The 26,320-nt window shown below is 67.8% G+C and carries 13 protein-coding genes; 8 read left to right on the forward strand and 5 right to left on the reverse strand.

Going from position 1 to position 26,320, the window contains the following annotated elements:
* Positions 1–159 precede the first annotated feature (159 nt).
* A complete protein-coding gene (locus tag ACFWPX_RS00555) occupies positions 160–492 on the forward strand; it encodes a VOC family protein (RefSeq protein WP_378913609.1) in 333 nt (110 codons plus the stop codon).
* Positions 493–606: 114 nt separating this feature from the next.
* Positions 607–1,701 carry an asparaginase gene (locus ACFWPX_RS00560; protein ID WP_378924599.1) on the forward strand — a complete coding sequence of 365 codons (1,095 nt, stop codon included), beginning with the start codon at positions 607–609 and terminating at the stop codon, positions 1,699–1,701.
* A gap of 22 nt (positions 1,702–1,723) precedes the next feature.
* On the opposite strand, the gene ACFWPX_RS00565 is transcribed toward ACFWPX_RS00560, so the two are convergent.
* From ACFWPX_RS00565 to ACFWPX_RS00580, 4 genes are all read right to left on the reverse strand, one after another.
* On the reverse strand, positions 1,724–15,505 hold the full coding sequence (locus tag ACFWPX_RS00565; RefSeq protein ID WP_378924601.1) for an amino acid adenylation domain-containing protein: 13,782 nt from the start codon (positions 15,503–15,505) through the stop codon (positions 1,724–1,726).
* 428 nt (positions 15,506–15,933) lie between these two features.
* Positions 15,934–18,012 (reverse strand): MMPL family transporter, encoded by a 2,079-nt coding sequence (locus tag ACFWPX_RS00570; RefSeq protein ID WP_378924603.1) that lies wholly within the window; start codon positions 18,010–18,012, stop codon positions 15,934–15,936.
* Between the two features lie 19 nt (positions 18,013–18,031).
* Positions 18,032–18,565, reverse strand: coding sequence for a hypothetical protein (locus tag ACFWPX_RS00575; protein ID WP_378913605.1), 534 nt, complete (start codon positions 18,563–18,565; stop codon positions 18,032–18,034).
* Positions 18,566–18,571: 6 nt separating this feature from the next.
* Entirely contained in the window at positions 18,572–18,928 is a 357-nt protein-coding gene (locus ACFWPX_RS00580) for a hypothetical protein (RefSeq protein WP_378924605.1), read from the reverse strand.
* Positions 18,929–19,094: 166 nt separating this feature from the next.
* Between ACFWPX_RS00580 and ACFWPX_RS00585 the strand changes: the two genes are divergently transcribed.
* Genes ACFWPX_RS00585 through ACFWPX_RS00595 form a run of 3 tightly spaced genes read left to right on the forward strand, consistent with a single transcriptional unit; the run spans position 19,095 to position 21,452 of the window.
* Positions 19,095–20,105, forward strand: coding sequence for a hypothetical protein (locus ACFWPX_RS00585; protein ID WP_378924607.1), 1,011 nt, complete (start codon positions 19,095–19,097; stop codon positions 20,103–20,105).
* The gene (locus tag ACFWPX_RS00590; protein ID WP_378913602.1) at positions 20,105–20,365 is read left to right on the forward strand and encodes a DUF5703 family protein; all 261 of its coding nucleotides are present in this window, start codon (positions 20,105–20,107) and stop codon (positions 20,363–20,365) included. Before ACFWPX_RS00585 ends, ACFWPX_RS00590 begins: the two co-directional genes overlap by 1 nt.
* 7 nt (positions 20,366–20,372) lie before the next feature.
* Positions 20,373–21,452, forward strand: coding sequence for a quinone-dependent dihydroorotate dehydrogenase (locus tag ACFWPX_RS00595; protein ID WP_378913601.1), 1,080 nt, complete (start codon positions 20,373–20,375; stop codon positions 21,450–21,452).
* A 4-nt stretch (positions 21,453–21,456) separates the two neighbouring features.
* Here ACFWPX_RS00595 and ACFWPX_RS00600 read toward each other — a convergent pair whose 3' ends face one another.
* Positions 21,457–21,852, reverse strand: a complete 396-nt coding sequence (locus ACFWPX_RS00600) for a hypothetical protein (RefSeq protein ID WP_378924609.1) — start codon at positions 21,850–21,852, stop codon at positions 21,457–21,459.
* 224 nt (positions 21,853–22,076) lie between these two features.
* Here ACFWPX_RS00600 and ACFWPX_RS00605 point away from each other — a divergent pair, with 224 nt between their 5' ends.
* From ACFWPX_RS00605 to ACFWPX_RS00615, 3 genes are all read left to right on the forward strand, one after another.
* Positions 22,077–23,555, forward strand: a complete 1,479-nt coding sequence (locus tag ACFWPX_RS00605; RefSeq protein ID WP_378924611.1) for a PfkB family carbohydrate kinase — start codon at positions 22,077–22,079, stop codon at positions 23,553–23,555.
* 80 nt (positions 23,556–23,635) lie between these two features.
* The gene (gene ribA, locus ACFWPX_RS00610; RefSeq protein ID WP_378924613.1) at positions 23,636–24,322 is read left to right on the forward strand and encodes a GTP cyclohydrolase II RibA; all 687 of its coding nucleotides are present in this window, start codon (positions 23,636–23,638) and stop codon (positions 24,320–24,322) included.
* Positions 24,323–24,453: 131 nt separating this feature from the next.
* Positions 24,454–26,277, forward strand: coding sequence for an AMP-dependent synthetase/ligase (locus ACFWPX_RS00615; protein WP_378924615.1), 1,824 nt, complete (start codon positions 24,454–24,456; stop codon positions 26,275–26,277).
* Positions 26,278–26,320 lie beyond the last annotated feature (43 nt).

A 26,320-nucleotide genomic window follows, 5' to 3' on the forward strand; every position in this document is an offset into this window, starting at 1 on the left:
ACACTCCTCGACACGCGGATTCAGCCGAGGCGGACGGCCGAGCCCGCCTGAGTAGGGTGGGCACCGAGGTCATTCGTCCATCGCGGTCACCATCGCCGACGACGATCGGTCTACTCGTCGCCCGCGAACGTGGCTCGCTCCCACCGCAGAGGAGATCCGATGAGCCCCACCATCGCCAGCGTCGTCATCCCTGTATCCGATCTGGCCGCGACAAAAGCCGTCTACACCACCCTGTACGGAGCTCCGCACACCGACGAGCCCTACTACGTCGGCTGGGCGGTGGGCGATGTCCAGATCGGCCTCGACCCCAGCGGCGACGTAGCGGCGGGACCCGTCGCGTACGCCGGAGTCGACGATGTCGACAAGGCCCGAGACGCGGCCATCTCCGCGGGCGCCACCGAACGCACCGCGCCTCGTGAGGTCAGCCCCGGCACCCGCATCTGCGTCCTGGAAGACACCGACGGCAACCCGTTCGGCATCATCGGCAAGTAGCCGCCTCCGACCATCGAGACGATCTCACCCGTCGCGCGCAGTACCCCGGTATCGGATCGAGGTACTGCGCGAGGGTGATGTGGTCGCGTACTGGCCGTTCGTAGCGTCAGTCGCATGCCCACAGTCGCGAAAATCGCCGCCACGATCGCTCTCGCCGGAACAGTCGCCAGTGCCGGAATCGGTGTCAGCTCAGCGGATTCCGCACCGGCGGGAACGGCGCCGCGGGTGGCGGTGATCGGCCTCGGTGGCACCATCGCGGGAACCTCCGACCGGCGCACCGACCTCGAAACCTATCGGCCGGGCACGCGGCCGATCGCCGAACTCGTCGACTCCCTTCGCCCCGAAATCGGTGAGATCGCCGCCTTGTCGACCGAGGACTTCGGGCAGAAGGGATCCGGCGACTACACCGTCACCGACCTCTACGATCTGGCGCAACTGGTCGAACGCCGTCTCCACGACCATGATTCGGTCGTGGTCAGCACCGGTTCGGCCACCATGGAGGAGCTGAGCTACTTCCTCGACCTCACCGTACGCAGCACGAAACCGGTGGTCGTGACCGGTGCGATGCGACCGTGGACCGCGATCGGCAGTGACGGACCGGTCAACCTGTACAACGCGATCCGCCTCGCGGCGAGCAACCGGACCACCTGTTTCGGCACGGTCATCGCCCTCAACGACCAGATCCTGCCCGCCCGCGACGCCACCAAAACCGACTCGACCCGCGTGCACACCTTCACCACCCGCGAATACGGCGACCTCGGCACCATCGACGGGGCGGGCATCAGACTGCAACGCGCGCCCGCCCGCGTCCAGCGCTGCGACGACCCCGCCCGCTGGATGACCCCGTTCGATCTGAGCGCGATCAACCGCGACACCCTCCCGCGCGTCGACATCGCCCACAGCTACCTCGACGCCCCCGCCGAGTCCATCACCGCGGCCGTCGCCGCGGGCGCCAAGGGCATCGTGTTCGCGGGCACTCCCTCGCCGAAACAGGCGAGCGCCGCGCTGGCGACCAAGGGTGTCGCCCTGGTCGCCGCCAACGCCTACGGTTCCGGCGCGATCACCGTCGACCCGAAGATGGGCGTCGTCAGCGGCGGCGACCTCGCGCCGAAGAAGGCACGTCTGCTACTCCTGCTGGCGCTGGCCAGAACCACCGAGCACGACCAGATCGTGGCCTGGTTCCGCGATTACGGCAATCAGCAGTTCTGAGGCGGCTGATTCCGGATGATCTTCAGCATCGCCGTCGCGGGTCATCTCCGCGCTCGAGATGGTCTGCCAGCAGCGGACCGATGATCGAGGTCGATTCCGGAGTCATCATCTGCAGGTGATCTCCCTCGACGGTGTGTTCGAAGATCGTCCCCGCGACGGCTTTCCGCCACAACTTCGGGCTCACCTCAGCGGACTCGGCCAGTGAGTCCGCTGCGGCGAAGAACAGCATGTCGCCGTCGAAGATGTCCAGCTCGAGTTCCGCGCCTGCGCTGCGGTGTACCTCGGCATACGCTGCCAGGATACGTTCGAGTTCGAATGCTGTGAGCCCGGTTTCGTGACCGAACGAGCGATTCACCTGCGCGACTGCGGCTTCGGCGGACAGTGTTGTCTGCGTGTCGTCACCGGGGTCGATTCCCAGGCTCGCGAGCATCTCCGCGAGGGTGAGGTCCCTGCTGCTGCGCTGGATCGGGTAGTAGTCCAGAACGACCAGGCCGACGGTCTCTCCCGCGTTGCGAAGCGCAACCGCCATGTGGTGCGCGATCAGGCCGCCCTGTGACCAGCCGAGCAGTTGGTAGGGGCCGTGCGGACGAACGGCTCGGAGTTCGTCGACGTAGTGGCGGGCGAGCTCGCGCGCAGACGCGTAGGTCGGACCGCCGGACAGCGTCGGCGACTGCAGGCCGTACACGGGCCGGTCCGGAAGGTACTGCAGCAGACCGGCATACACCCAGGAGATGCCGATCGCCGGATGTACACAGAACAGCGGTGTCCGGCTACCTTCCGCGCGCAGTGGGATCAGCACGTCGAGTGCCTCGGGCATCGACGTCGTCGCGCCGGACCCGGCATCCAGTCGGCGCGCCAGGTCCGCGGGAGTGGGATCGAGGAAGATCAGTGGCAGCGCGACGTCCCGCGACAGCGCGGCCTGCAGGATGGATGCCACGCGGATGACGCTGAGCGAGTTGCCGCCGAGATCGAAGAAGTTGTCGTCACATCCGACCCGGTCGAGATCGAGCACCTCGGCGAAGGCCTCCGCGACGGTCCGCTCGGTGTCGGTTCGCGGAGCCCGGTACTGCGTCCGGGCGACCTCCGGAACCGGTAGCGCCGTGCGATCGACCTTCCCGGTCGAGGTCACCGGCATCGCGGGGAGCACCGTCAGTGTTGTCGGCACCATGTACGACGGCAGCACCGAGGCCAACGATCGCAGCACCTCGGCCGTGTCGACGTGGCCGTGTTCGGATGGGACCAGGTAGGCCACCAGCCGATCGCCGCCGCCGTCGTCGCGGACCACCGCCACCGTCTGGGCGACCGCGGGATGGCGCAACAGCGTCGCCTCCACCTCCGCCAACTCGATGCGCAACCCGCGCACCTTGACCTGGAAGTCGGCCCGCCCGACATAGTCGAGTTCGAGTCGGCCGGTTCCGTCGGTCCACCGCATCAGATCTCCGGTCCGGTACATCCGCCTGCCCGGTGCCCCGAAGGGATCGGCCACGAACCGGTGCGCGGACATCCCCGGTTGCCGGTGATATCCGCGGGCCACTCCCGGACCTGCGACGTACAGTTCGCCGACCACCCCGACCGGTACCGGTTGCAGTCGTTCATCGAGGAGCACCTCGGCGAATCCCGGCAGCGGGGCACCGATCGTGATCGGATCGCCCGCCGCCAACGGATCGCGGATGTTCGACGTCACCGTGATCTCGGTCGGCCCATACCCGTTGACCATGCGCCTGCCGCTCGCCCACCGCTCGACGAGCGCCGACGGACAGCTCTCACCGCCGACGCTCACGAATTCCAGAGCGGGCAGCCTGATCGGATCGAGGGTGGCCAGCACCGCGGGGGTGGTGAACAGGTGGGTGATCTGCTCGGTCAGGAGAAGAGTCTCGAGTTCGGGGCCTGCGTTCACCGTGGGTGGCGCCACCACCAGTCGCGCTCCCGCGCCGAAGGCGGTGAAGAACTCCAGTAGCGACGGGTCGAAACTCGGTGAGATCACGTGCAGGACGCGCGAACGGTTGTCCGCCACACCGGATAACCGTGCCGCCAGATGTGCCAGTCCCCGGTGCGTGACCGTCACGCCCTTGGGCACGCCCGTCGAACCCGACGTGAAGATCACGTAAGCGATGTTGTCGGGCCGGACCGGTGCGAGCCGGTCCGCGTCGGTGAGCGGGGAGGCATCCGAGCCCGAGGTGTCGAGCTCGTCGATGCACACACCCGAGTCGGTTCCCGCGAACCCGGTGCCCGTCGAGGTCAGCACACACACCGGCTGAACGATGTCGAGAATGTGCTGGGTACGTGCCGGTGGGAGATCAGCGTCGATCGGTACGTAGGCGCCGCCGGCCTCGACGATCGCGAGCATCGCCACCAGTTGGTCGGTGGATCGGCGCATCGCCACGGCCACGTGGACGTCGGGACCCACACCTCGGGAGATCAACCATCGCGCCAGCCGATTGATCCGGGCGCCGAACTCCGCGTAGGTCAGTTGTTTGCCGTTTCCGACCGCGACCTCTCGCCGATGGCGGGCCACCTGGTCGGCGAACATCGCGGTCCAGGTCGCCTCGGGCACTGGAACCGCGGTGGAATCGGTGACCGGAGCCAGGTTTCGGTGTTCGTTCTCATCGAGCAGATTCAGCCGTCCGAGCAGCATCTCGGGTTCGTCGACGAGAGCGTCGAGCACTCGGACCACCCGGGTCAGTGCCTGCTCGGCGTCGGCCCGGGCGTACAGGTCGGGTCGGTAGCTGGCCCGCAGGTGCAACCGAGTGTCCATGTGCGCGATCAGGGTCAGGGGATAGTGACCGGAGTCTTTGCCGCTCACGTCGGTCACGCGCATGCCGGCGATGTCGGTGGCGCGGCTCAGCGCGGCCCGGTCCACCGGATACGACTCGAACACCGTCAACGTGTCGAAGACGGCGCCCGGACCTACGGCCTGCTGGATGTCGCCCAGTCCGAGGTAGTGGTAGTCCAGTAGCTCCGCCTGGTCGGTGCGGACCGCGTCGAGCAACTCGGTGAGGGTCTTGTTCGGGTCGAGGGTGACTCGCACCGGCACGGTGTTGACGAACAGGCCGACCATCTCCTCGATACCGGGAACCGGTGCCTGCCGACCGGAGACGGCGCCACCGAACACCGCATCGCGCCGCGAGGTCAGTGTGCCGAGCACGATGCCCCAGGCGACCTGAACGAGCAGGTTCAGGGTCAAGGAGTGTGCATGGGCAAAGGTCTCGAGTCCTCGGCTCCGGTCTTCGTCGAGGGTCACCGAGGTGTCCTCGGAGACGGCGCCCACCGGCGCGCCGAGCCGAGCCGGGGCCAGCAGGGTCGGGCGGTCGATCCCGGCGAGGTAGCGCGACCACGCCGTGCGCGCGGCGTCGGCGTCCTGTCGGGCGAGCCAGCTCAGATAGTCCCGGTAGGCGGGGGGCCGCGGCAGCACCGACGCGTCGCCGTCGCCCGCGTAGAGAACGAGCATCTCCTTCAGCAGTAGCGGCGCCGACCAGCCGTCGAGCAGGATGTGGTGATTGGTGAACACCAGCCGGAATTCGTTGTCTGTCAGCCGGATCAGGGTCAGCCGCAGCAGTGGCGCGCTGGTGGAGTCGAAACGAACGGCCAGATCCTCGGTCAGGATCCGATCCACATCGGCTGCGCGGGTGGTGGTCTCGCCGCCCGTCAGATCGACCTCACGGAGCGGGAATTCGATCCCGTGTGAGACGACCTGCACGGGATTGCCGTCGTGCACCGCGAAGGCGGCGCGCAGGTTCGGGTACCGCTGCGACACGGCCTCGGCCGCGCGCCGCAGCCGCCGCGCATCGACCCTGCCCTCCAGATGCAAGGTGATCTGTACCAGGTAGGCATCGATCGAGTCGGCCTGCAACGTATGGAACAACAGACCGCTCTGCAGCGGCGTCAACGGCCAGATGTCCTCGAGTCCCGGATACCGATGTTCCAGCTCCTCGATCGCCCGCTGTGTCAGCGACACCAAAGGCAGGTCCGACGGGGTGTGTCCGCCCGCGCCGGGCTCGGTGGCGCCGACGGCGACTGCGGTCAGAGCTTGCTGCCATCGGTCCGCCAGATCGGTGACCTCGGCGGCGGTCAGCACGCCCGTCGGAAACGCGAACGAGGTGCGCAGCACCGGCCCGGCGTCGGTGTCGATGACGACGGCATTGACGGCCACCGCCGCGGTCGCGGGTTGGTCCGGGTCGATACCGCCACCGAGGTCGACGTCGGTGACCGGTAGCCATCCGGTCTCGCGCGCGAGACCGGGCGGTGTGGCGGTGATCCGGCCGAGATAGTTGAAGATGATCTGCGGATCGGGGCGGGCGGCGAGCACCGGCCCGAACTCGTCGTGCAGATAGCGCAGCACGCCGAATCCGATCCCGTGGTCCGGCACGGCGAGCAGTTGTTCCTTGACCGCCTTGACCGCCGCGATCGCCGTTCCTGTCCGCGCGCCGGTAGCGAGCACTTCGTCCGCGTCTATTCCGGACAGGTCAACTCGCAACGGGTACATGCTGGTGAACCAGCCAACGGTGCGGGACAGGTCGGCGCCGGGCATCACCTGTTCTTCTCGACCGTGGCCTTCGAGCCCGATCAGCACCTGGTCGGTGTCGTTGCCTCTGCCCCGTCGCCACGTGCTGACCGCCAGCCCGAGAGCGGTGAGCAGACCGCTGTCCACTCCCGCATGGACGGTGTCGGGCAGTGTGGTCAGGAGGGTCGCGGTGGTGCGGGTCGGAATGTCGACAGTGATCGTGTCGATGGTGGCGCCGGTGTCCGTCGCCGGATCGAGGGGCCGCGATCCCACCGGCGGTTCGTCGACCGAGAGGATCTGCTGCCACAGCGCCAGTTCGTCGCGCCGGGAGTCGATGTCGGCTTCCTCGCGCAATCCGTGTGCCCACCGGCGCATCGACGTGCCGACTGGTTCGAGTTCGGGATCGAGTCCGGCGATGATCCGTCCCCATGCGGTCGCGAGATCCGGCACCAGGATGCGCCACGACACACCGTCGATCACCAAATGATGGGCGACCAACAGCATTCGGCCGGAGGTGCCCGCGTCGAACCACACCGCCTGCAGCACGATCCCGGAGGCGGGGTCGAGTCGGCCCGCAGCGGCATCGAGAGCGGCCCTGGCCGTGGTGACGAAGTCCGGTCCGGTCACGGACTCGACTGGTATCCGCCGGAGCAACTCGGCGGCATCCACCGCCCCGACCGGCCGTGCTCGCAGGCACCCGCCGGATCCCGGACCCGACGGGGTGGGCAGCAGGGCGCGAAGCATGTCGTGTCGATCCACCACGGCTTGTAGTGCGGGCACCAGATTGTTCTCGTCAGCCCCGTCCGGCAGGTTCAGCAGCACCGACTGGGAGAATCGGTCGAAGCGACCGCCGTGCTCGAGCAGCCATCGCCAGATGGGGAGTGCGGTGATGTCGCCGATGCCACCGCCGGGCAGTTCTTCGAGCGGCCCCGGCCTCGCCGCGACGGACGCGGCAACGGCGGCCAGCGCCGCAACGGTCTTGTGCTCGAACACCTCTCGCGGCGAGAGCACCAATCCCGCCGATTTGGCCCGGGAGACCACCTGAATCGACATGATCGAGTCCCCGCCGAGCGCGAAGAACGAATCGTGCACTCCGACGTTTCCGAGTCCGAGGACCTCGCCGAAGATCCCGGCCAGTGTTTCCTCGGCCGGCGTGGACGGCGCTCGGTAGCCCGTGCTCTGGACCGCGAACTCCGGCGCGGGCAGTGCCCGGTGATCCACTTTCCCGTGTGCCGTCAGGGGAAGAGCTGCCATGTGCACAATCGCAGCGGGGACCATGAAGTCGGGCAGACGCTCGTCCGCGAAACGGCGGATCTCCTCGAGACGTGCGCCGGCACCGGGGTCGTTGGCGTAGCGGGCGAGTGCGCCGATCGGCTGGGCGGGCAGGTACACGTCGGTCAGGGCGCTACGACCATGATCACCGGGTTCCTTGAGGAAGACGATGTCCATCGAGCCCGGTGTGCACGACCAGGTGACCGCGGCCGAATATCCGAACGCCGATCCGACGCGGTCGGCGTCGTGCGGCGCCGACCCGTCTCCGGCGCGGGCCGCGTCGAGCAGATTCCGTACCGTCATCACGTCGGGGGCGTCATCGAGTGCGGTGGCCAGCGTGACCGCTTGTCCCAGCCCGGCGCGCGGTATTCCGGTGACACGCATCATGTCCGGTCCGGCTGCCCGGAGGTGCTCGCCCAGGGCCGCGGCGGTCCCCCACCTGGTCCATGGTTGTGTCGGTGCCGCGGCGAGCGAGCGGACCGGAGCCGTGTGCAGGACCACCTGGTAGCGGTAGCGACCGAGTTCGTTGACCGCTGCCATCCGGCCGAGCTGGATGTCGACTCCGGTGAGGCCGGTGAGGTGCTGCGGCAGGGCGACGAAGAACTCGGGGGCGAGCAGCAGTTCCCGCTCGGCGAGCTGGGCGCGGCGTACCCGCTCGCGCACGATCGCGGCGGTGTCGGTCTTGTCGGCCCGCGCGAGCTCGACCCCAGCGGTGAACTGCGGCAGCAGATTCAGGTTCCGGACGTCGCCGATGTACAGCGCCCCGCCGGGCGCGAGCAGTCGCAGGGCCTTGCCGAGTACGTCGAGCAGGTAGGCGGCGTCGGGGAAGTACTGCACCACCGAGTTGAGCACGATGGTGTCGAAGTGGCTTTCGGGGATCCCGTCGGTCACGTGCGCGGGTTGGATGCGCAGCCGCACGTGCTCCGCCCACGGTTGTTCGGCGACCTTGGTACGGAGGGAGGCGATCGTCGGTGCGGCGAAATCGGTCGCCCAGTATTCGTCGCATTCCGGGGCCAGTTCGGCGAGCAGCAGCCCGGAGCCCACACCGATTTCGAGCAGCCGGTGCGGCTGCAGCCGGCGGATCGACCGCACGGTCGCGTCCCGCCACTGCACCATCTCGTCGAGCGGCAGCGGTTCGCCGGTGTCGCTGGCGTTCCAGCCGCTGAAGTCCGCCGCGAGCGCAACCCCTGCCGGTGTGGGGTCGGTGACCTGCGTGGCCGAGTACGCGTCGTCGTACAGCGTCTGCCAGCTCTCGACCACTTCTGATTCTCGATCGGTGTCCGCACGCATGGTCAGCTCGCGGTCGAGCACGACGTACCCGATCAGTTGCCTTCTCGCGGTGTCTCCTGGGGTCCGGCGCGCGATCACCGTCGCCTGGGCGACCGCGGGATGCGACGTCAGAGCCGCCTCGATCTCTCCTGGCTCGACCCGGAATCCCCGGATCTTGACCTGCGCATCGACGCGGCCGAGGAAGCCGAGTTGCGCTGCCGTGACCTCCCCGGCCTCGGTGCGCTCGCAGGGCATCCAGGTGACGAGGTCTCCCGACCGGTACATTCGCCTCCCGGCCTCCCCGAACGGACACGCGACGAACCGGTCGGCTGTCAGTGCCGGTCGGCCGTGGTAGCCGCGTCCGACACCGGCCCCGGCGATATAGAGCTCTCCGGGTACTCCGAGTGGTACCGGTTGCAGGCCCGCATCGAGGACGTACACCCGTACACCCTCGATGGGCGTCCCGATGGGCACCCCGGTCAGGGCTGCGTCGTCGGTGCCGGGAACGGCGTACAGGGTGGTGCAGACCGTAGTCTCGGTAGGGCCGTAGCCGTTGACCACCAGGATGTGTGGATACGCGCTACGGAAGCGGTCGACGGCCACCGGGGACAGCGCCTCACCGGCGGTGATGACAAGGTCGACCTGCTCCCACAGTCGGTCCGGCGCGATGGCCGGATCGGTCAGCAGGTGAAACATCGGAGTGGACACGAACATCGATGTGACGCCGTGGTCGAGCACCGTCTGCGCGATTCGAGCCGGATCCGGGGTTCCGGGCGGAGCGAGGACGAGTTCGATGCCGTTGAGCAGTGTCGGCCAGATCTCGTGCACGGATGCGTCGAACCCCGGCGACGACGCCGTCAACCGCCGCCGGGTCGGGGTCGTCGGCCAGCCGTGGGCGACCAGGTGGACCAGGTTTCGGTGGGTGATCACCACACCCTTGGGAACACCGGACGAACCCGAGGTGTAGATGAGATACGCCGGGTGTTCGGGCAGCAGGGGCCTGCTCCGGTCGGCATCGGTCACCGAACCTTCCCCCGCAACCTGGTCGTCGACCGAGGCCACGCCCGTGTCCAGCAGCAGTACGGGGCAGGCAGGAGAAGGCAGTTGCCGCGCGATGCCCGACTCGCTCACCATCAGGTGCACGGCGGCGTCCTCGAGGATGAATGCGGTGCGCTCGCTGGGATAGCTGGGGTCGATCGGCAGGTACGCTGCGCCTGCGGTCGACACCGCCAGCATCGCCACGATCAGTGTCGCCGACCTGTCCAGCACAATCGCCACGACCGACTCCGGACCCACACCCTGGGCGATCAACCGGTGGGCCAACCGGTTCGCGCGGACGGCGAGCTCGCGGTACGTCCAGTGTTCGGTACCGAACGACAGCGCCACCGCATCGGGAGTTGCCGACGCTTGTTCGGCGAACAGCATCGGCACAGTGGTGTCCGGGACGGCGACCGTGGTGCCGTTCCACTTCCGCAGCACCCCGGCGCGCTCACTCGGATCGAGCAGATCCACCAGCTCGAACCGACCGTGCGGATGAGTCACCATCTCGGTGAGGACCCGTACGAAGCGAGCCGCGATGTGCTCGACGGTCGTGCGATCGAACAGGTCGCTGGCGTACTCGATCGTTCCCCGCACTCCACCGGGCGAGCCGGGCATCGCCGAGCGGTCGGACAGGCTGAAGAACAGGTCGACGCGTGCCACCTCCGCCGTCACCGGCTCCACCGTCACCTGCAAACCGGGATAGTCCAGCACCGGAACCGGGAGGTTCTGCCATGCCATCGCGACCTGGAACAGCGCGTGATGGGCGGTGGATCGCACCGGGTTGAGCAACTCGACGAGCCGTTCGAACGGAGCATCCTGATGCTCGTAGGCCGCCAGCGCTTTCGCCCTGACCTGGTCGAGAACGTCGGTGAACTCGCCGATCCCGGAGAGATCGACGCGCAGCACCCAGGAGTTGACGAAGAAGCCGATCAGGTCGGTCAGCGCCTCGTCGGTGCGACCTGCTACCGGACCGCCGATGGTGATGTCGCTTCCGGCGCCGAGCTTGTGCAGGAGCACCGCGAGCGCCGACTGCACCACCATCGATGCCGTCGCTCCGCGCGATCGGGCGAGATCGTCGACCGCCGCACGCAGCCACTCGTCGATGGTGAACTCGACCAGCCCGCCACGGAAGGACTGGATCGGCGGCCGTGGCCGATCGGTCGGCAACCGGAGCTGTTGTGGCGCGTCCGCCAATTCGGCTCGCCAATAATCGAATTGGCGCGACACCAGGCTGCCCGGATCGTTCTCCGCACCGAGCAGCGTCCGCTGCCACAGCGTGTAGTCGGCGTATTGCACCGGCAACGGGTCCCAGCTCGGCTCCTGACTCGCCGCCCTGGCGCTGTACGCGGTCATGACGTCGCGCACCAGCGGGACCATCGAGGCACCGTCTCCGGCGATGTGATGGAGCACCAGGACCAGGACGTGTTCGTCGGGAGCTTGTCGCAGCAGCGCCGCACGAACCGGGATCTCGGCCGACAGATCGAACCGGTACCCGGCCTCCGTCGCTATCGCTTCGGCGATCCGTTCGGGTGTCACCGTTGTCATCGACAACGACAACGACACGGTGTCGGCAGGCAGGATCCGCTGGAACGGAACTCCGTCGTCCTCCTCGAACACCGTGCGCAGACTTTCGTGGCGGGCGACCACATCGGCGAAAGCCGCGGCCATAGCCGCGACGTCCACATCTCCGCGCAGACGCGCCGCCATCGGGATGTTGTACGTCGCGGACGGACCCTCGTATCGATGGATGAACCACAGGCGATTCTGCGCGTAGGACAAGGGAATCCGCGCCGGTCGCTGCTGCGGGACCAGCGCGGGGCGCGCCACGCCGCTCGCCGCGAGCCGCGGTACCAGTTCGGCGACCGTCGGCGCCTCGAAGATCGTCCTGATCGGCACCTCGGCCCCGAGCGCCGAGCGGATCCGGGCGACGAGCCCCGTCGCCAGCAGTGAGTCGCCACCGAGATCGAAGAAGCCGTCGTCGAGGCCGACCCGATCCGGCGCGAGGCCGAGTACCTCGGCGAATACGCCGACCATTGCTCGTTCCACGCTCGTGCGCGGCGGCCGGTACACCGCGGCCCGGAACTCCGGCTTCGGCAACGCATTCCGGTCGATCTTGCCGTTGCCGGTGATCGGCATCACCGCCAGCACCATCACCACCGCGGGCACCATGTGGCCGGGCAGCACCGACGCCACCGAGGCCAGTACCTCCGGCCCGTCGAGGCTCTCGCCCGCCTCGGGCACCACGTAGCCGACGAGATGTTCGATTCCGCCATCGACACGGACTTCGGCCACCGCCTGCGCCACCCGCTCGTGCCGCAGCAACGCCGCCTCCACCTCACCGAGCTCGATCCGCCTGCCCCGCAGCTTCACCTGAAGATCGGCCCGCCCGACATACGCGAGCCGCGGCACCGAAGTCCCGTCGGCGCTCGCCGCGGTTGTCCACCGCATCAGATCGCCGGTTCGATACATTCGCTGTCCCGCGGCACCGAACGGATCCGCCACGAACCGCTCCGCGGTCGTCCCGAACCGACGGTGATACCCACGAGCGAGAGCCGGACCCGACAGGTAGAGCTCGCCCACGACTCCGACGGGCACCGCATGCAGGCGTGCGTCGAGCACCACGGCCTGGAATCCACGTCCGGGACTGCCCAGTGTCACGTCGTCGCCGGACTGCAGGTCGACGGTCGTCGCCTGCACTGCCGTCTCGCTGGGCCCGTACCCGTTGACCATGCGCCGACCCGGCGCCCACCGTTGCACCAGACTCGGCGGGCATACCTCGCCCCCGACGCTCACGAAGGCGAGGTTGTCCAGGTCCGTCGGATCGAGGGTGGCAAGGACAGCAGGCGTGGTGCACCAGTGGGTGATTCGCTCGGCGGCGAGCAGCCGGGCGAGTTCGGCGCCGCCGTACGCCCCGGGCGGCGCGATCACCAGCTCAGCCCCGGCACCGAACGCGACGAACAGCTCGAACACGGCCAGATCGAAACTCAGCGAGGCGCCGTGCCACACCCGGTCCCCGGCATCGGCCAGTGTCGCCCCGTGCGCAACGAGATTCGCCAGTCCCCGATGGGTGACCATCACTGCCTTCGGCGTTCCCGTCGACCCCGAGGTGTAGATCAGGTAGGCCGGGTGATCCCACCGCAGGGTGGCCGTCCGGTCCATATCGGTCACCGCGCTCGACTGCCGCGCGGGCGTGTGCACCACCTGCGGATCGTCGAGCACTAGCCACGGAATACTCCCGGGCATCCGATCGCGCTCGGCCGCCACCGTCAGTCCGAGCACAGCACCGCAATCGTCGAGCATGACTGCTATCCGCTCGGCGGGATAGGTCGTATCCAACGGCACGAACGCCGCACCCGTCTTCGCTATCGCCCATACCGCCAGTACCGATTCGACCGACCGCGGCATACCGATCGCTACGAAACGTTCCGGACCCGCGCCGAGGCCGATCAGCAGCAGTGCCAACCGGTCGGACCGCTCGTCGAGCATTCCGTAGGAGATTCGGAGATCGCCGCACGATACCGCCGGGGCCGCCGGATCCACGGATGTCGCGGCTGCCAGGATCTCGGGCAGAAGCCGCGGGGGAAACCCGGGCGCGCCACGCACCGGTACCAAGGTCTGTCGCTCGGCCGGGTCGAGCAGATCGATGTCGCCGACCCGCACGGACACCTCCGCCGTCGCCGACACCAGGATCCGCAACCACCGATTCGCGAATCCCCGGATGATCTCGTCGTTGAACAGATCGGTCCGATACCGCACTTCTACGCTCATGCCGGCGGCCCGGCCGTCTCGATCCCAGTGCTCGGTCACGCAGAACTGCAGGTCCGCTGTGCCGAGGCAACTGTCGTCGTCCTGCGCCGCCGCGACCGCGTCGTCCGTGCCGGCGGGTGGCCGCTCGTCGGCATGATGCTCGAATACCACCCGAAACAGTGGGGTGTGCGGCCCGGTGCGCCGCAGCGCCGCCGCCAGCTGGTGCGACGGCATATCGGCGTGCGCGAAGGCACCCCGGTCGACCCGGCCGATGTGTTCGAGCAGTTCGGCGACAGTGGCCGTCGCGTCGACACGCGTGCGCAGCACGAGGATGTCCACGACAGGGTCCTCGGGCCCGGCCTGTTCGGTGCGAAGGACCGGAGTGCCGATCGCGACATCATCGACACCGCCCAGTCGTGCGACCAGCATCGCGACCGCCGCGTGCAGCACGACAAACGAATCGACACGATGTTCGGCGGCCAGCGTGACCACGGCCCGGTTCAACTCGGTGTCGATCGCGAACTCGACCGACGTTCGCTCCCCCGTCACCATGCCCGGGCCGGAAGCGCCCGTCGGCAGTTCCGGCAGTTCCGACAGCCCGCCCAGCGCCGATGTCCAGTAGTCCAGCACCTCTGTGTCCCGGTATCGGCGTTCCGCCTGCTCCGCGCTCGCGCGGTGAATGAGGTGGAGCGGCGTGTCCGGATCCGCGGTGACCAACTCGTCGAGCAGTTCCACGATGAGTGCGCACTGCTCACGCACCTCATCGTCTCGATAACGATTCGGGTTGGCACGAAACTCGACCATGGTCCTCGTCGGTTCACCACTGCGATACACGCTGATCAGGCGGTCTCCGACCGGTCCGCGGGACAGTGGGTGGAAAGTGCCGGTGACCGTCTCCAGTCTCAGTTCCAGGTCGACGAGCATCACATTGACCAGCGGCACGGAAAATCGTGACAGGGTGTCACCCGTGGCGCGTCGGATGTCCTCGATCCCACAGCCTTGATGGCGTAGGGCTCCCAGCAGTTCGACCTGAATCCGCCCGATCACCTCGCCGAGGAGGTCGTCGGGATGAATCCGTATCCGAAGCGGGACGACATTGACCAGCATGCCGCCCGCCCGCTTCAACGGTGCGGTTGTTCGAGCCGACACCGGAATGTTGACCAGCACTTCGTGGCTTCCCGACTGGCGCGAGATGTAGCAGGCGAGGGCCGCGAGCACCACCACCGACGGATTCGTGTGCAGGTGCTCGACGGATCCGGCCAGGTGTTCGGTGGTTGTCTGTGACAGGGCGGCGACCTCGGTGAGGCAACGAGCGGCCGGAGCAACGTCGTCGTTCAGGCTCGCGGCCGGCATATCGCGAGTTCGCTGCGCCCAGTAGTCACGATCGGCGGCGAAACGACGCGAGGCGCGGTACTGCTGATCCCTGTCGTAGAGGGCGCGCAGACTCGTCGACGGTCGGTAATCGTCCTCGCGGCCGGCGAGCGCGGCCGAGTACAGCTCCGCCCCCCTGTTCATCAAGATCATCGCCCCATAGCCGTCCAGCACAATGTGGTGGGCTTTGACATAGAACAGGAAGTCGGAGTCGCCGACGTACAGGATTGCGATCACGCACAGGCGATCGACCAGCAGATCCATCGGACGTTCGGTGTCGCGGTGCAGCCACTCGTCGGCGGCCGACATCGGGTCGTCCTCGTCGCGGAAGTCCAGGACCTGCGGCTGAACGTCGAGCCCTCGATCGACGATCTGGAACGGTTGCCCATCGACCTCGATCAGACGCACACAGGCGGTCTCGAACTCGCGACCGATCGCGGCGATGACGCCCCGCAACAGATCGAGTTCCAGCTCTGCGTGAAATTTCACGTATTGGGCAATGACAAAGGGAACGTCGGGGGTGAGCTGCTGCGCCATCCAGATCCCGTGCTGCGCGGGCGACAGCGGAAACGCTTCAGGAGGAACCCGTTCGGAAACAATCATCGGAGCCCTTCTGCAGTCGGTGCAGCCCGCTGCCTACACGCCGGGATCCGATCGAGGAGGCAAGTACGGGGAATTCTGCAGCCGCGATCTTTCGCGCCGTCGGTTCGGCGCCGAGGATGCCGTTGCAGGCGGGGGACAGATCGGAACGATCCGTTTCAAACCCCTAGCTCGCTGCCGGGACGACCCACAGTGCAGAAACGAGCCCATCGCTGATCTCCACGGGGTTTCAGTCGGCGAACGAGCGTCGGCGCCGAGGCGGCGGCCATTTTGCTCCCTTCCGCGCTCCCATCGGGCCGTGGGAAGCCCGAGTAGCGAGTTGAACAAGCCGTTTCATCATAGGCCCGCACACCTGGCAACTCCAGAGCTATCCGAGATCCGAAGGATTCACCCGCGGTCTCGCCCACGCCACATCCACCCCTGTGTCCCGGCTACTTCCAGATGATCTTCAGCAGCGCCGGGGTGAGCACCATCCGGATAATCGTGGCGTCGATGACCAGCGCCACGATCATCCCGTAGGCGATGTATTTCATCAGCACCAGATCCGAGAACCCGAATGCCCCGGTGACCACGATCAGAATCGCCGCCGCCGAGGTGATCACCCCGCCGGTGTGGGCCACGCCGTAACGGATGGACTCGGCGGCATCGGCACCCGCGGCCCGTTTCTCGGCGATCCGGGACAGCAGGAACACCTCGTAGTCGGTGGACAATCCGAAGATCACCGTCACGATCAACGCCACCACCGCGAACATCAATGGTCCGGGCGTGAACTGGAAGGCCTCCGACCCGTGCCCTTCCACGAAGATCCAGGTCAGCACGCCCAGGGTCGAGACCAAACTGAGCGCACTCATCGCGACGGCCTTCACCGCCAGGATCACCGACCGGAATGCCACGATCATCAGCGCCAGCGCCGCCGCGATCAGAATCGCCAACAGCAGCGGCAGCCCGTCGATCAACCCGTTGATGCTGTCGCGTTCGAGCGCGGGGATACCGGCGACCATCACCTGCACGCCCGGTGGCGCTGGCAGCGAACGCAACGCGTCGATCACCCGGTCGGCGTCGCGTTTGTCACCGAGCCCGGCGGAGAGCACATTGACGTTGTCCTTGGTCGGCGCCGCCGGTTCGAACCGCCCGGTCAGCCCGGGAACCTGATTGGCCTCGAACCGGATATCGCTCAGCTCCTGCGGCGACGCTCCGACCACGATCAGCTTCAACGGTTCGGTGCGGAATCCGGGAAACAGGTGATCGAAGTCTTCCTGGGCCACCCGCGCCGGATTGTCGGCGGCCAGATATTTCTCGCTGATGCCACCGAACTCGATGTGGCGCAACGGAATACTCAGCGCCAGCAGACCGAGCACGATCGGGATGACCACCGCCCATGGCCTTCGCATCGCCCGCTGTGCCAGCCGGGAGAAGAACCCGGCATCGATCTGGGCTTCGGTCTTGCTGCGCGAGAAACGTTTCCAGCCCAGCCAGTCGATCCGGTGTCCGGCGATACTCAACGCGGCGGGCAGTGCGGTGACCGACAACAGCGCCGCCAGCATCACCGCGGAAATACCGCCGTAGGGCACCGATCGCAGCACCCCGTTCGGGAAGATGAACAGCGCACCGAGGCTCAATGCGATGATCCCCGCCGAGAACAGCACGGTGCGCCCCGCCGTGGCGACGGTGCGTGCGGTCGCGTCCTCGACGGAGCGTCCGGCGGCCAGTTCCTCCCGGAACCGGGTCACCGTGAACAGTCCGTAGTCGATCGCCAACCCGAGCGCGACCAGCGTCATCACCGCACTGGCGAACACGTTGACCTCGATCTGGGCGGTGAGCACCCGCAAGATCCCGGAGGTGCCGAGGATAGTGAGTCCACCGATCAGCACCGGCAGCAGCGCGCCGATCACCCCGCCGAACACGAAGTAGAGCAGGATCGCCACGATCGGCAAGGCGATGATCTCGGCGCGCTTGATGTCGTGCTGCATCCCGATATTGATGCCCTCGACCACCGGCTGCAGCCCCGCCAGCTGCACCGTGGTCCCGCCCGGTCCACCGCCGGGCACACCGGCGTCCAGGTGCGGTTTCAACGCGAGATAGTTGTTGACCGTCGCGGTCCCGCCGCCGCCTGCCAGCCCGATACTGGCGAACGCGTGCTGTTTGGTCGGATCGGAGGCATTCGCCGAGAACGGGCTGTCCCAGTAGCTGTCGATCTTGTGGATCCGCTCCCCGTACTGCTTGCGCAGGTCGGCCAGCGCCGCCGTCACCGGACCGCGCACGGCGGGATCGTCGACGGTCGTGCCGGGTGGGGCGGTGTAGATGACGATCAGATCGCCGTCGGTGTCGCGGCCGAAGGTCTCGTCGGCCAGTTTGGACGCCGCCACCGACTGGCTCGACTCGTCGAACCAGCCCTCCTGGGTGTAGCGGTCGGCCAGGTCGCGACCGAACCACCCCGAGACCAGCACGGTCAGCACGAAGAAGCCGAGCACGAGGAATCGGTGGCGGTGGACGAACCTGCCCCACCGCATGGATCGAGATTCGCGCATCTCAGCCGCAGGCGGCGGTGCGGTAGTCGGCCGAGCGCAGGATGCCGCACAGGTCGGTGCGCGAGATCTTCCACTTCCCGTCGAGCAGCACGAAATGCACGATGGTGGTACGCACGTTGGCGCCCGAACCGTCCTTGTCCAGGCGCATGGTCGCGGTGAGGGTGCCGTCGCGGTTGTCGAACACCGGGTCGACGACGCCGTACACCGCGTGGGGGTTGTCGCGCAGCGCCTTGTACATGTCGGGGATGGCGTCGGAGAACGCGGCGCCGTCTTCGATCAGTTCGGTGCGTTCGACATCGGGCAGGCTCGGGTCGAGCGCGCGCTTGATCTGCGCGTCGAGTTGCTGGGCGGTCGGCAGCGGCACATTGGCCTTGCTGGCCGAGATCGCGACGGAGGAGGCGAGGGAGGCGTTGGCCGAAGACCGTGCGGCGTCGACCGAGGCCTCGTCGGCGGTTCCCGCGCACGCGGCGAGGGCGACGAGGGCCGTGAGGCAGGCGGTGGCCGCAGCGGCCCTGGCGAAAAGTGTGGAAGACATCACCATCTACATACCATCAATGACGGCACTGATCCGTCCCAGGATGGCGCGAACTGTGGAGATGTCACTGGTCGCCGCCCTTGCAACAGGGTTGGCGTCGGGGAGCAGATCGCGTACGAAGGCGCTGACGCTGCGTTCGTCACCGAGGTCGATGTCGGTCACCTGAGCGTGCGCCTGGGCCACCACGTCGTCGGATCCCGGTACCGCATCGCCCAGGTCGGCGCGATATATCTGCACGGTCAGGGTGGCGCGGTCGGTGCGGAAGGCGAAGGGGCGGCCGTCGTCGGTGGTGCCGAAGCCGTGGGCGAACGGTCCGACGGAGATGTCATCGATGCCGAAACCCGCTGGTGTCCGGTCGGTCATCGTGGGGATCTCCTGCCGCTGTGTGGCAATCAATTGTCGACGCGTCAACAGTAACGTGCGTCACCGACACCTCCGACGCGAGCACCCGGTCGAAGCTACTGGTGAGTCATCATGGTCAGATGGTGATCAACGGAGTCACCTCGTGCGGATTGAAGGAGTTCGGTGCATGCGCCCTCGTGGCTCGGTCGCCTCTGCGTTGGTCGGCGCGGCGGTTTTGGTGGTACTGACCGGGTGCAGCGGTGAAGACGGCGGTCCCGATGTCCCGACCAGGCCCCCGGCCACCGCTGCCGTCTCGCCCGCTACCGCCGCGAACCCGGCCGGTCAGGTTTTCCCGGCGGCCGCGACGAAAGCCCTGCTCGCCGAACGCTCGACGGGCCGCCTCGCCGCCCTGGACACCGCCGGGACCGCGCTCGCACTGATCGACCCCGCCGCACCGGCCACCCCGCGCACGATCAGCCTGCCTGCCGCCGGCGTGTCGCTGGCCCAGGGCGCCCCTGGCGAAGTGCTCGTCGCCGCCACCGACCGGGTACTGCGGGTCGACGCGACCACCGGCACGCTCGCCGAGATCCCCGTCGACGGTGACGTGCACAGCGCGCAAACTCGCACCGACGGCACGCTCGTCGTCGGTACGGCCGACGGCACCCTGCGCGAACTGAACGCCGACGGCACGGTCACCCGCACGATCACCGGCCTCGTCTCCGCCGACGCGATCGCGTTGACCGGCGAGAACATCACCGTCCTCGATCGCAAGCAAACCGCTGTTGTCGCCGTGGGCGAGGAAGCGCTCGGCCTGATGCTGCGCGCGGGTGACGGCGCCACCAACGCCATCACCGACCCGCACGGCCGCATCATCGTCGCCGACACCGCCGGTGGCGAACTGCTCGTCTACTCGGCCGGTCCGCTCGTGCTGCGCCAGCGTTTCCCGGTATCATCGTCGCCTTACGCACTCGCTTACGACCCGCGTTCGGAGCTGGTCTGGGTGAGTTGCACGCAGAGCAACGAGGTCGTCGGCTACGACCTGTCGACCGGCATCGGTGTCGAGGTGGCCAGGCTCGCGACGCTGCGCCAGCCCGACTCGATGACCGTCGACGAACGCACCGGCGACCTGTTCGTGGCCTCGGCCGTGGGTGATGGCCTGCAGCGGATCGGCGCGGACGAGCGGAAGAGAGGGCAGTGATGGCCGAATCTCCCAGATCTCGCAGTTCGCGCTCGGTGACACCGCCGAGCTGGGAAACCAGCAACGACGACTACGAATACGTGCCCCTGCGGCTGCCACCGGAGGTCAACCGGGTCACCGCCTCGATGCGGCTGGCCATCCAGGCCGAATTCGGTGGCTGGGAGTTGTCCCGGGTGCGCGCCTACACCGACGGCAGTCGCCGGGTGCTGTTGCGCCGCCGCAAAAACGCCGTCCTGCCTGTGCCCGAACCCGGATTGTGAGCCGACCATGTACGCCCTCCTGTTACGCCTGATGTTCTTGATCCCGCCGGAGCGGGTGCATCACCTGGTGTTCACCGCCCTGCGTTTCGCCACCTGGTTCCCGCCGACCCGCTGGCTGGCCCGCAAGCTCACCGTGGTCGAGGACCCGATCCTGGCCACCACCGCGTTCGGTGTCGACTTCCCCGCACCGCTGGGCCTCGCCGCCGGTTTCGACAAGAACGCCGACGGCGCGAACGCCTGGGGCACACTCGGTTTCGGTTTCGCCGAGATCGGTACCGTCACCGCCCACGCCCAGCCCGGCAACCCCACGCCGCGCCTGTTCCGGCTGCCCGCCGACCACGCCCTGATCAACCGGATGGGGTTCAACAATCACGGTGCCGCCGCCGCGGCCGCCCGCCTGCACGGCGCGCACCCCACCGTCCCGATCGGCGCGAACATCGGCAAGACCAAGGTCACCGAACCCGACGCCGCCGCAGGCGATTACGCGACCAGCGCCCGATTACTCGGCCCGCTCGCGGACTTCGTCGTGGTCAACGTGTCCTCCCCCAACACCCCCGGTCTGCGTGATCTGCAAGCCGTCGAATCCCTGCGCCCGATCCTGCAGGCCGTGCTCGACAGTGTCTCGGTGCCGGTCCTGGTGAAGATCGCCCCCGACCTGTCCGACGACGACATCGACGCCGTGGCCGACCTCGCTGTCGAACTGGGTCTGGCAGGCATCGTCGCCACCAACACCACCATCCGCCGCGACGGGCTCGACACCCCGACCCCCGAGGTCGAAGCCATGGGCGCGGGCGGCCTGTCCGGCGCCCCCGTGGCCGAACGGTCCCTGGAAGTGCTGCGCCGTCTCTACACCCGCGTCGGCGACCGGGTGGTCCTGATCTCCGTCGGCGGCATCGAAACCCCCGACCAGGCGTGGGCTCGCATCCTCGCCGGCGCCACCCTCCTGCAGGGCTACACCGGCTTCATCTACGGCGGCCCCTTCTGGACCACCCGCATCCATCGCGGCATCGCTGCCAACCTGCGTGCGAACGGCTACGCCTGCCTGTCCGACGCGGTCGGCGCCGAACATCGCGCCCACTCGGTCTGAGGTCTCAGCCGTAGTACGCCTGGGGCGCCCGGTCCTCGCTTGTCGGTCGCGCCGGGCGTAGCCGCGACAGTTGTGCCGGTGGATCGTGGAACGACTCCCCCGCCGCCGGGTTGTCGCCGCGCTGCCGGGCGTCGATGCGTTTGGCGAGCTTGATCAGTGCCTGCTGCCAGATGATGCCGAGCAGGTCGGCACGGGCACTGATCTCGGCGTGTGCGAGCCGGTCGTGGACGGCAGCGAGATCGCTGACGAGTTCGTCGAGTTCCATGCCCGCCCAGGCCTGCTCACGGCTGAGGGTGTACTCGGGCAACCAGCTCAATCGCCAGCCGCCGGTGTCGGTTCGTTCGGCGAACTCCGGCGTGCGGTCGCTGCGTAACGTGTCGTCGGTGCCATGAATAACCATCGCTGACCTGCCTTCCCCGGCGGGGCGCTGCGCCCTCCCCGAGCGTCTGGCGGGGCATCCTCCCCGTAATCCAGTGTGGCATTTGCCATTTGTCTTGGTCAATTGCCATTGTTAGTAGGTAATTGCCGGATTTCGGGCGTGGCAAACCCGGCATTGTGGCGATCGCAGTGCGGCGTCCGCCCCGATCGGTGCGCGCCGGCGTCGAGAAGTTGACGGGAGGCAGCATGCCGATGGTTCCCCAAGATGCCCGCGTCGCCGCGATCCGCAGCATCCTGGCCAGGTTGGGCAAGTATGCGGGCCTGAGCGCAGAACGCTTGCGCCACACCGAGATCGACGCTGCGCCGCTGCTGGAGCTGCTGTCGGTGCGCCGACACGCCCGCCGCAACGGGGTCACCGCCGAGGCGTCGATTCTGCCCGTGGTGCGCGAGGTCGTGCAGTGGCTGCCCCCGACGGACCGGTTGATCGTGGATGCGGCGCTGTCGCTGGGCCTGTTCCGGGACCGCGAGGGCGTCGGTATCGATATCGAACGCCTTTATGCGGATAACCTCGGGGAACGTCGAGAGGCCTTGACCGAACAGTGGGTCGCCCTGCACACCCTGCTCGACGTCGACCCCGTTCCTGATGTGCCCACCGTCAAACGGTTGCGCACCGTATCCGAGCACCATGCGTTCACCGCGCTCGCCGGTCTGCTCGCCACCGATTCGGGTTATCCGATGTCCGGGCCGTCGGTCGCGCAGCCCGCCACCGTCCCCGCACGACGCGGTGTCGTCACGGTTTTCGGGGACGCCGTCATCGATCATCTCTATCGAGTCGACACCTTCCCCGACGCCGACAACGCCTCCAGCGGCAGCTTCACCGGGCACCCCGGCGGCAAAGGACTCAACCGGGCGGTCGCCGCGGCCCGCCTCGGCATCGGTGTGCACCTGGTGTGTGCCGTAGGCGGCGACGAATACGGTCGGCGCATCCTCGAATTCATCGAATCCGAAGGCGTCCACCTCGATCTGGTCAAGGTGGTCCCGTTCGCGACGTCGCTGGTCACCGCGGTAGTGATCACACCCAACGGGGAGAGCCGCATCATCGGCTGCCGCGACAACCGCGTCCAGCTCCAGGACGAAGACCTGCACCGCCCCGAACTGCGCGCCGCCCTGGAAGCCTCGGATGTGGTGATCCTGAGCTTCGAACCACCACCGACGGTGATCGAGCAGGTCCTGTCGGTGGTGTCGCAGATGCGACCCAAACCGCCCGTCATCGTGTGTCCGACACCGGGTATGCCGGTGCCGCAGAGCCTCTACCGGTACCTCGGCGCGGTCGACTACCTGGTCGGCGCCGCCGCGGATCTCGACGCGCTGCTGCCCGACGTACCGGCCGAATCCGCCGCCGATATCGCCCGGCTGCTGCGTGGCCTCGGCGTCGGCACCGTGTGCACCGTCGAGAACTTCCGGTGCGTGGTCGCCTCCGACACGATCGAGACGGTCATCGACCATTTCCCGCAGGTACTCAAGGCCTCGGTCGGTGCCGCGGCCGCCTTCACCGGCGCGCTGGCCTATCGGCTCGTCAACTCCCGAACCCCGCTCACCGCAACCGATTTCGTGTGGGCCACCGCGGCGATGATCCCGACCCAGAATCTGGGCGCGGTGGCGGTGTCGATGCCGAGTACCGAAGAGATCGACCGCATCGTGCGTCTGTACGCGCCGTCGGTCTGATCCGGGGGTAAGGTCGCGACATTCAGCTCGCGCCTGTCCGGCACCGGCGCCTCGCCGCCCTGTTCACGCACGGAGGATCGTTGACCATACTGTCGTTCGGCGGTGCCAGGACCGGGAGAGCCGGTGCCGACACCGCACACCGACTGGGTCGCCGTGGCACGCAGCTGCCGATCCGGGTCATCGAGATCCCCGACCGCGACGACGGCGGGCACCTGTTCATTTTCGGCGAACCCCGCGACGGGTGCCTGGTACGCATGCATTCGCGCTGCCTCTACGGCGAGGGCCTCGGCTCCGATGACTGCGACTGCGGCGGGGAACTCACCGAGTCGATGGACCGCATCCAAGCCGAGGGCGCGGGTGTGCTCGTCTACCTCGAACAGGAGGGCCGCGGGGCAGGCTTGATCTGGAAAGCCCGCGGCTACCGGGAAAGCGAACAGTCCGGCGCCGACACCTTCGACAGCTACCGGCGCCTCGGTCTCGACGCCGACACCCGCCGCTACGAACCCGCCGCGCACGCACTGCGCGACCTCGAACTCACCCGGGTCCGGCTGCTCACCAACAACCCCGACAAGTGCCTGGCACTGACCGAGGCCGGGATCACCGTCGAGCCCATCGCCCTCACCATCGCCTTGCAATCCTCGCGCGGCAGGCAATACCTGCAGGCCAAACGGCGCCACCGCCAGCACACCATCCCCGCCGATCCGCTCGCGGACGACGAGCGATCGGGCCGGGTGCGGTCGTGGTGGCGGCCGCGCAGTCGCCGGTAACCCCCCTCGCAATCCCGTATGTCCGGTTACGATAAGTGAGCCACGCCACTGCCGACGTCTTCGTCTCGAGATAACGAGACAGTTTCACTCGCATTGGCTCGGCGTCCAGCTCGGCCTATGGGAACAGGGATATGACAGACATCGGTTTCGCGCACGCATCCGGGGTCACGGTGCACACCGTGCCCGCCGCCTTCCAGCAAACCGCCGCGTTGCGGCCCGACCAGATCGCCTTGCGCACGGTCGGTGGCACCCAGGAGATCACCTGGGCCGAGTATGCGACGAGGGTGCGCGCACTGGCCGCGGGGTTGGCGAAACTCGGAGTCCGCCACGGTGACGCGGTCGGCATCATGCTCACCAACCGGCCCGAGTTCAACCTGATCGACACCGCCGCCCTGCACCTGGGCGCTATCCCGTTCTCGGTGTACAACACCAGCTCCACCGAACAGATCGCGCACGTGTTCGCCAACGCGGGCAACAAGGTGGTCATCACCGAACAGGCGTTCCTCGACACGATCCGTGCCTCGGGCGCCGTGGTGGAGCACACGGTCATCGTCGACGGCACCGCCGAGGGCACCGTGACCCTGGCTCAGCTCGAATCCGATCCCGCACCGGACTTCGACTTCGACGCGGCCTGGCAGGCGGTCCAGCCCGGCGATCTGGCCACCTTGATCTACACCTCCGGCACCACCGGCCCGTCCAAGGGCGTCGAGCTCACCCAGAGCAATGTGATCGCCCAGGTCGTCGGCCTGGTCTCGGGTCCGCTGCCGGTCGGTTTCGACGACCGCGCCGTGTCGTATCTGCCCGCCGCGCACGTCGCCGACCGCATCTCCGCGCACGCGATGAGCCTGCTCACCGGCATCCAGATCACCACCGTCACCGACCCGCGCGAGATCGCCGCCGCCCTGCCCGATGCCCGCCCGACGGTGTTCTTCGGTGTGCCGCGGGTGTGGCAGAAGATCAAGGCCGGTATCGAGAACAAGCTCGCGGTCGAGCCGAGCCCGGTCAAGAAGGCGCTGGCCAACTGGGCGATCGGGGTCGGTGTCGCGCAGGCCAAGGCGAACCTGGCCGGTGAGAGCTCGCTGCTGCTCGGCGTGCAGCACAAGATCGCGGACACCCTCGTGCTGTCGAAGCTGCGTGAGGCGCTCGGGTTCGCCGAGCTGAAGGTCGCGGCGTCGGGTGCCGCGCCGGTGCCGCCGGAGACCCTCGAGTACTTCCTCGGCCTCGGCTTCGCCGTCAGCGAGGTGTGGGGGATGTCGGAAACCGCGGGTGTGGGCACCTACACCGAGATCGACAAGCCGCGCCCCGGTTCGGTCGGACGCGTAATGGACGGTGTGGAGTTGCGTCTCGACGCCGACGGCGAGGTCCTCATCCGTGGCCCGATCATCACCCCCGGCTACCGCAATATGCCCGACAGGACCGCCGAGGCGATCGACGACGACGGCTGGCTGCACACCGGCGATATCGGCACCCTCGATGCCGACGGCTATCTGCGCATCGTGGATCGCAAGAAGGAACTGATCATCAGCGAAGCGGGCAAGAACATCGCCCCCTCCAATATCGAGAACGCCATGAAGGCCGCCTCGTCGATGATCGGCCAGGCCGTCGCGATCGGCGAGGCCCGCGCCTACATCACCGCCCTGATCATGCTCGATCCCGACGTGGCGGCGTTGCGCGCCAAGGACTTCGGTGCCACCGACGCCACCCACGCGGAACTGGCCCGGCGTCAGGAGATCGTCGACGAGGTCAAGGAAGCGGTGCTCGCGGGCAACCGCAAGCTCTCCCGGGTGGAGCAGATCAAGCGTTTCGTGATCGTGGAGAACCTGTGGGAGCCCGGCGGTGACGAGCTGACCCCGAAGATGTCGCTCAAGCGGACCCCGATCTCGAACAAGTACGCCGAGACCATCTCCGAGCTCTACGCCGCGACCCCGCCGGAGCATGTCGTCAACGTGAAGTGATTGCGAAAACAGCGGTGGCCCTGGAAGTCTCAGGGCCACCGCT

The sequence above is a fragment of the Nocardia sp. NPDC058518 genome (assembly GCF_042719655.1).
In the GTDB taxonomy this organism is placed as follows: Bacteria; Actinomycetota; Actinomycetes; order Mycobacteriales; family Mycobacteriaceae; genus Nocardia.

What these genes read in the sequence shown, in the direction of transcription:
- ACFWPX_RS00555 (WP_378913609.1), top strand. Translation starts at nt 160, where the DNA reads ATGAGCCCCACCATCGCCAGCGTCGTCATCCCTGTATCCGATCTGGCC.
- ACFWPX_RS00560 (WP_378924599.1), top strand. Translation starts at nt 607, where the DNA reads ATGCCCACAGTCGCGAAAATCGCCGCCACGATCGCTCTCGCCGGAACA.
- ACFWPX_RS00565 (WP_378924601.1), bottom strand. Translation starts at nt 15,505, where the DNA reads ATGATTGTTTCCGAACGGGTTCCTCCTGAAGCGTTTCCGCTGTCGCCC.
- ACFWPX_RS00570 (WP_378924603.1), bottom strand. Translation starts at nt 18,012, where the DNA reads ATGCGGTGGGGCAGGTTCGTCCACCGCCACCGATTCCTCGTGCTCGGC.
- ACFWPX_RS00575 (WP_378913605.1), bottom strand. Translation starts at nt 18,565, where the DNA reads ATGTCTTCCACACTTTTCGCCAGGGCCGCTGCGGCCACCGCCTGCCTC.
- ACFWPX_RS00580 (WP_378924605.1), bottom strand. Translation starts at nt 18,928, where the DNA reads ATGACCGACCGGACACCAGCGGGTTTCGGCATCGATGACATCTCCGTC.
- ACFWPX_RS00585 (WP_378924607.1), top strand. Translation starts at nt 19,095, where the DNA reads ATGCGCCCTCGTGGCTCGGTCGCCTCTGCGTTGGTCGGCGCGGCGGTT.
- ACFWPX_RS00590 (WP_378913602.1), top strand. Translation starts at nt 20,105, where the DNA reads ATGGCCGAATCTCCCAGATCTCGCAGTTCGCGCTCGGTGACACCGCCG.
- ACFWPX_RS00595 (WP_378913601.1), top strand. Translation starts at nt 20,373, where the DNA reads ATGTACGCCCTCCTGTTACGCCTGATGTTCTTGATCCCGCCGGAGCGG.
- ACFWPX_RS00600 (WP_378924609.1), bottom strand. Translation starts at nt 21,852, where the DNA reads ATGGTTATTCATGGCACCGACGACACGTTACGCAGCGACCGCACGCCG.
- ACFWPX_RS00605 (WP_378924611.1), top strand. Translation starts at nt 22,077, where the DNA reads ATGCCGATGGTTCCCCAAGATGCCCGCGTCGCCGCGATCCGCAGCATC.
- ACFWPX_RS00615 (WP_378924615.1), top strand. Translation starts at nt 24,454, where the DNA reads ATGACAGACATCGGTTTCGCGCACGCATCCGGGGTCACGGTGCACACC.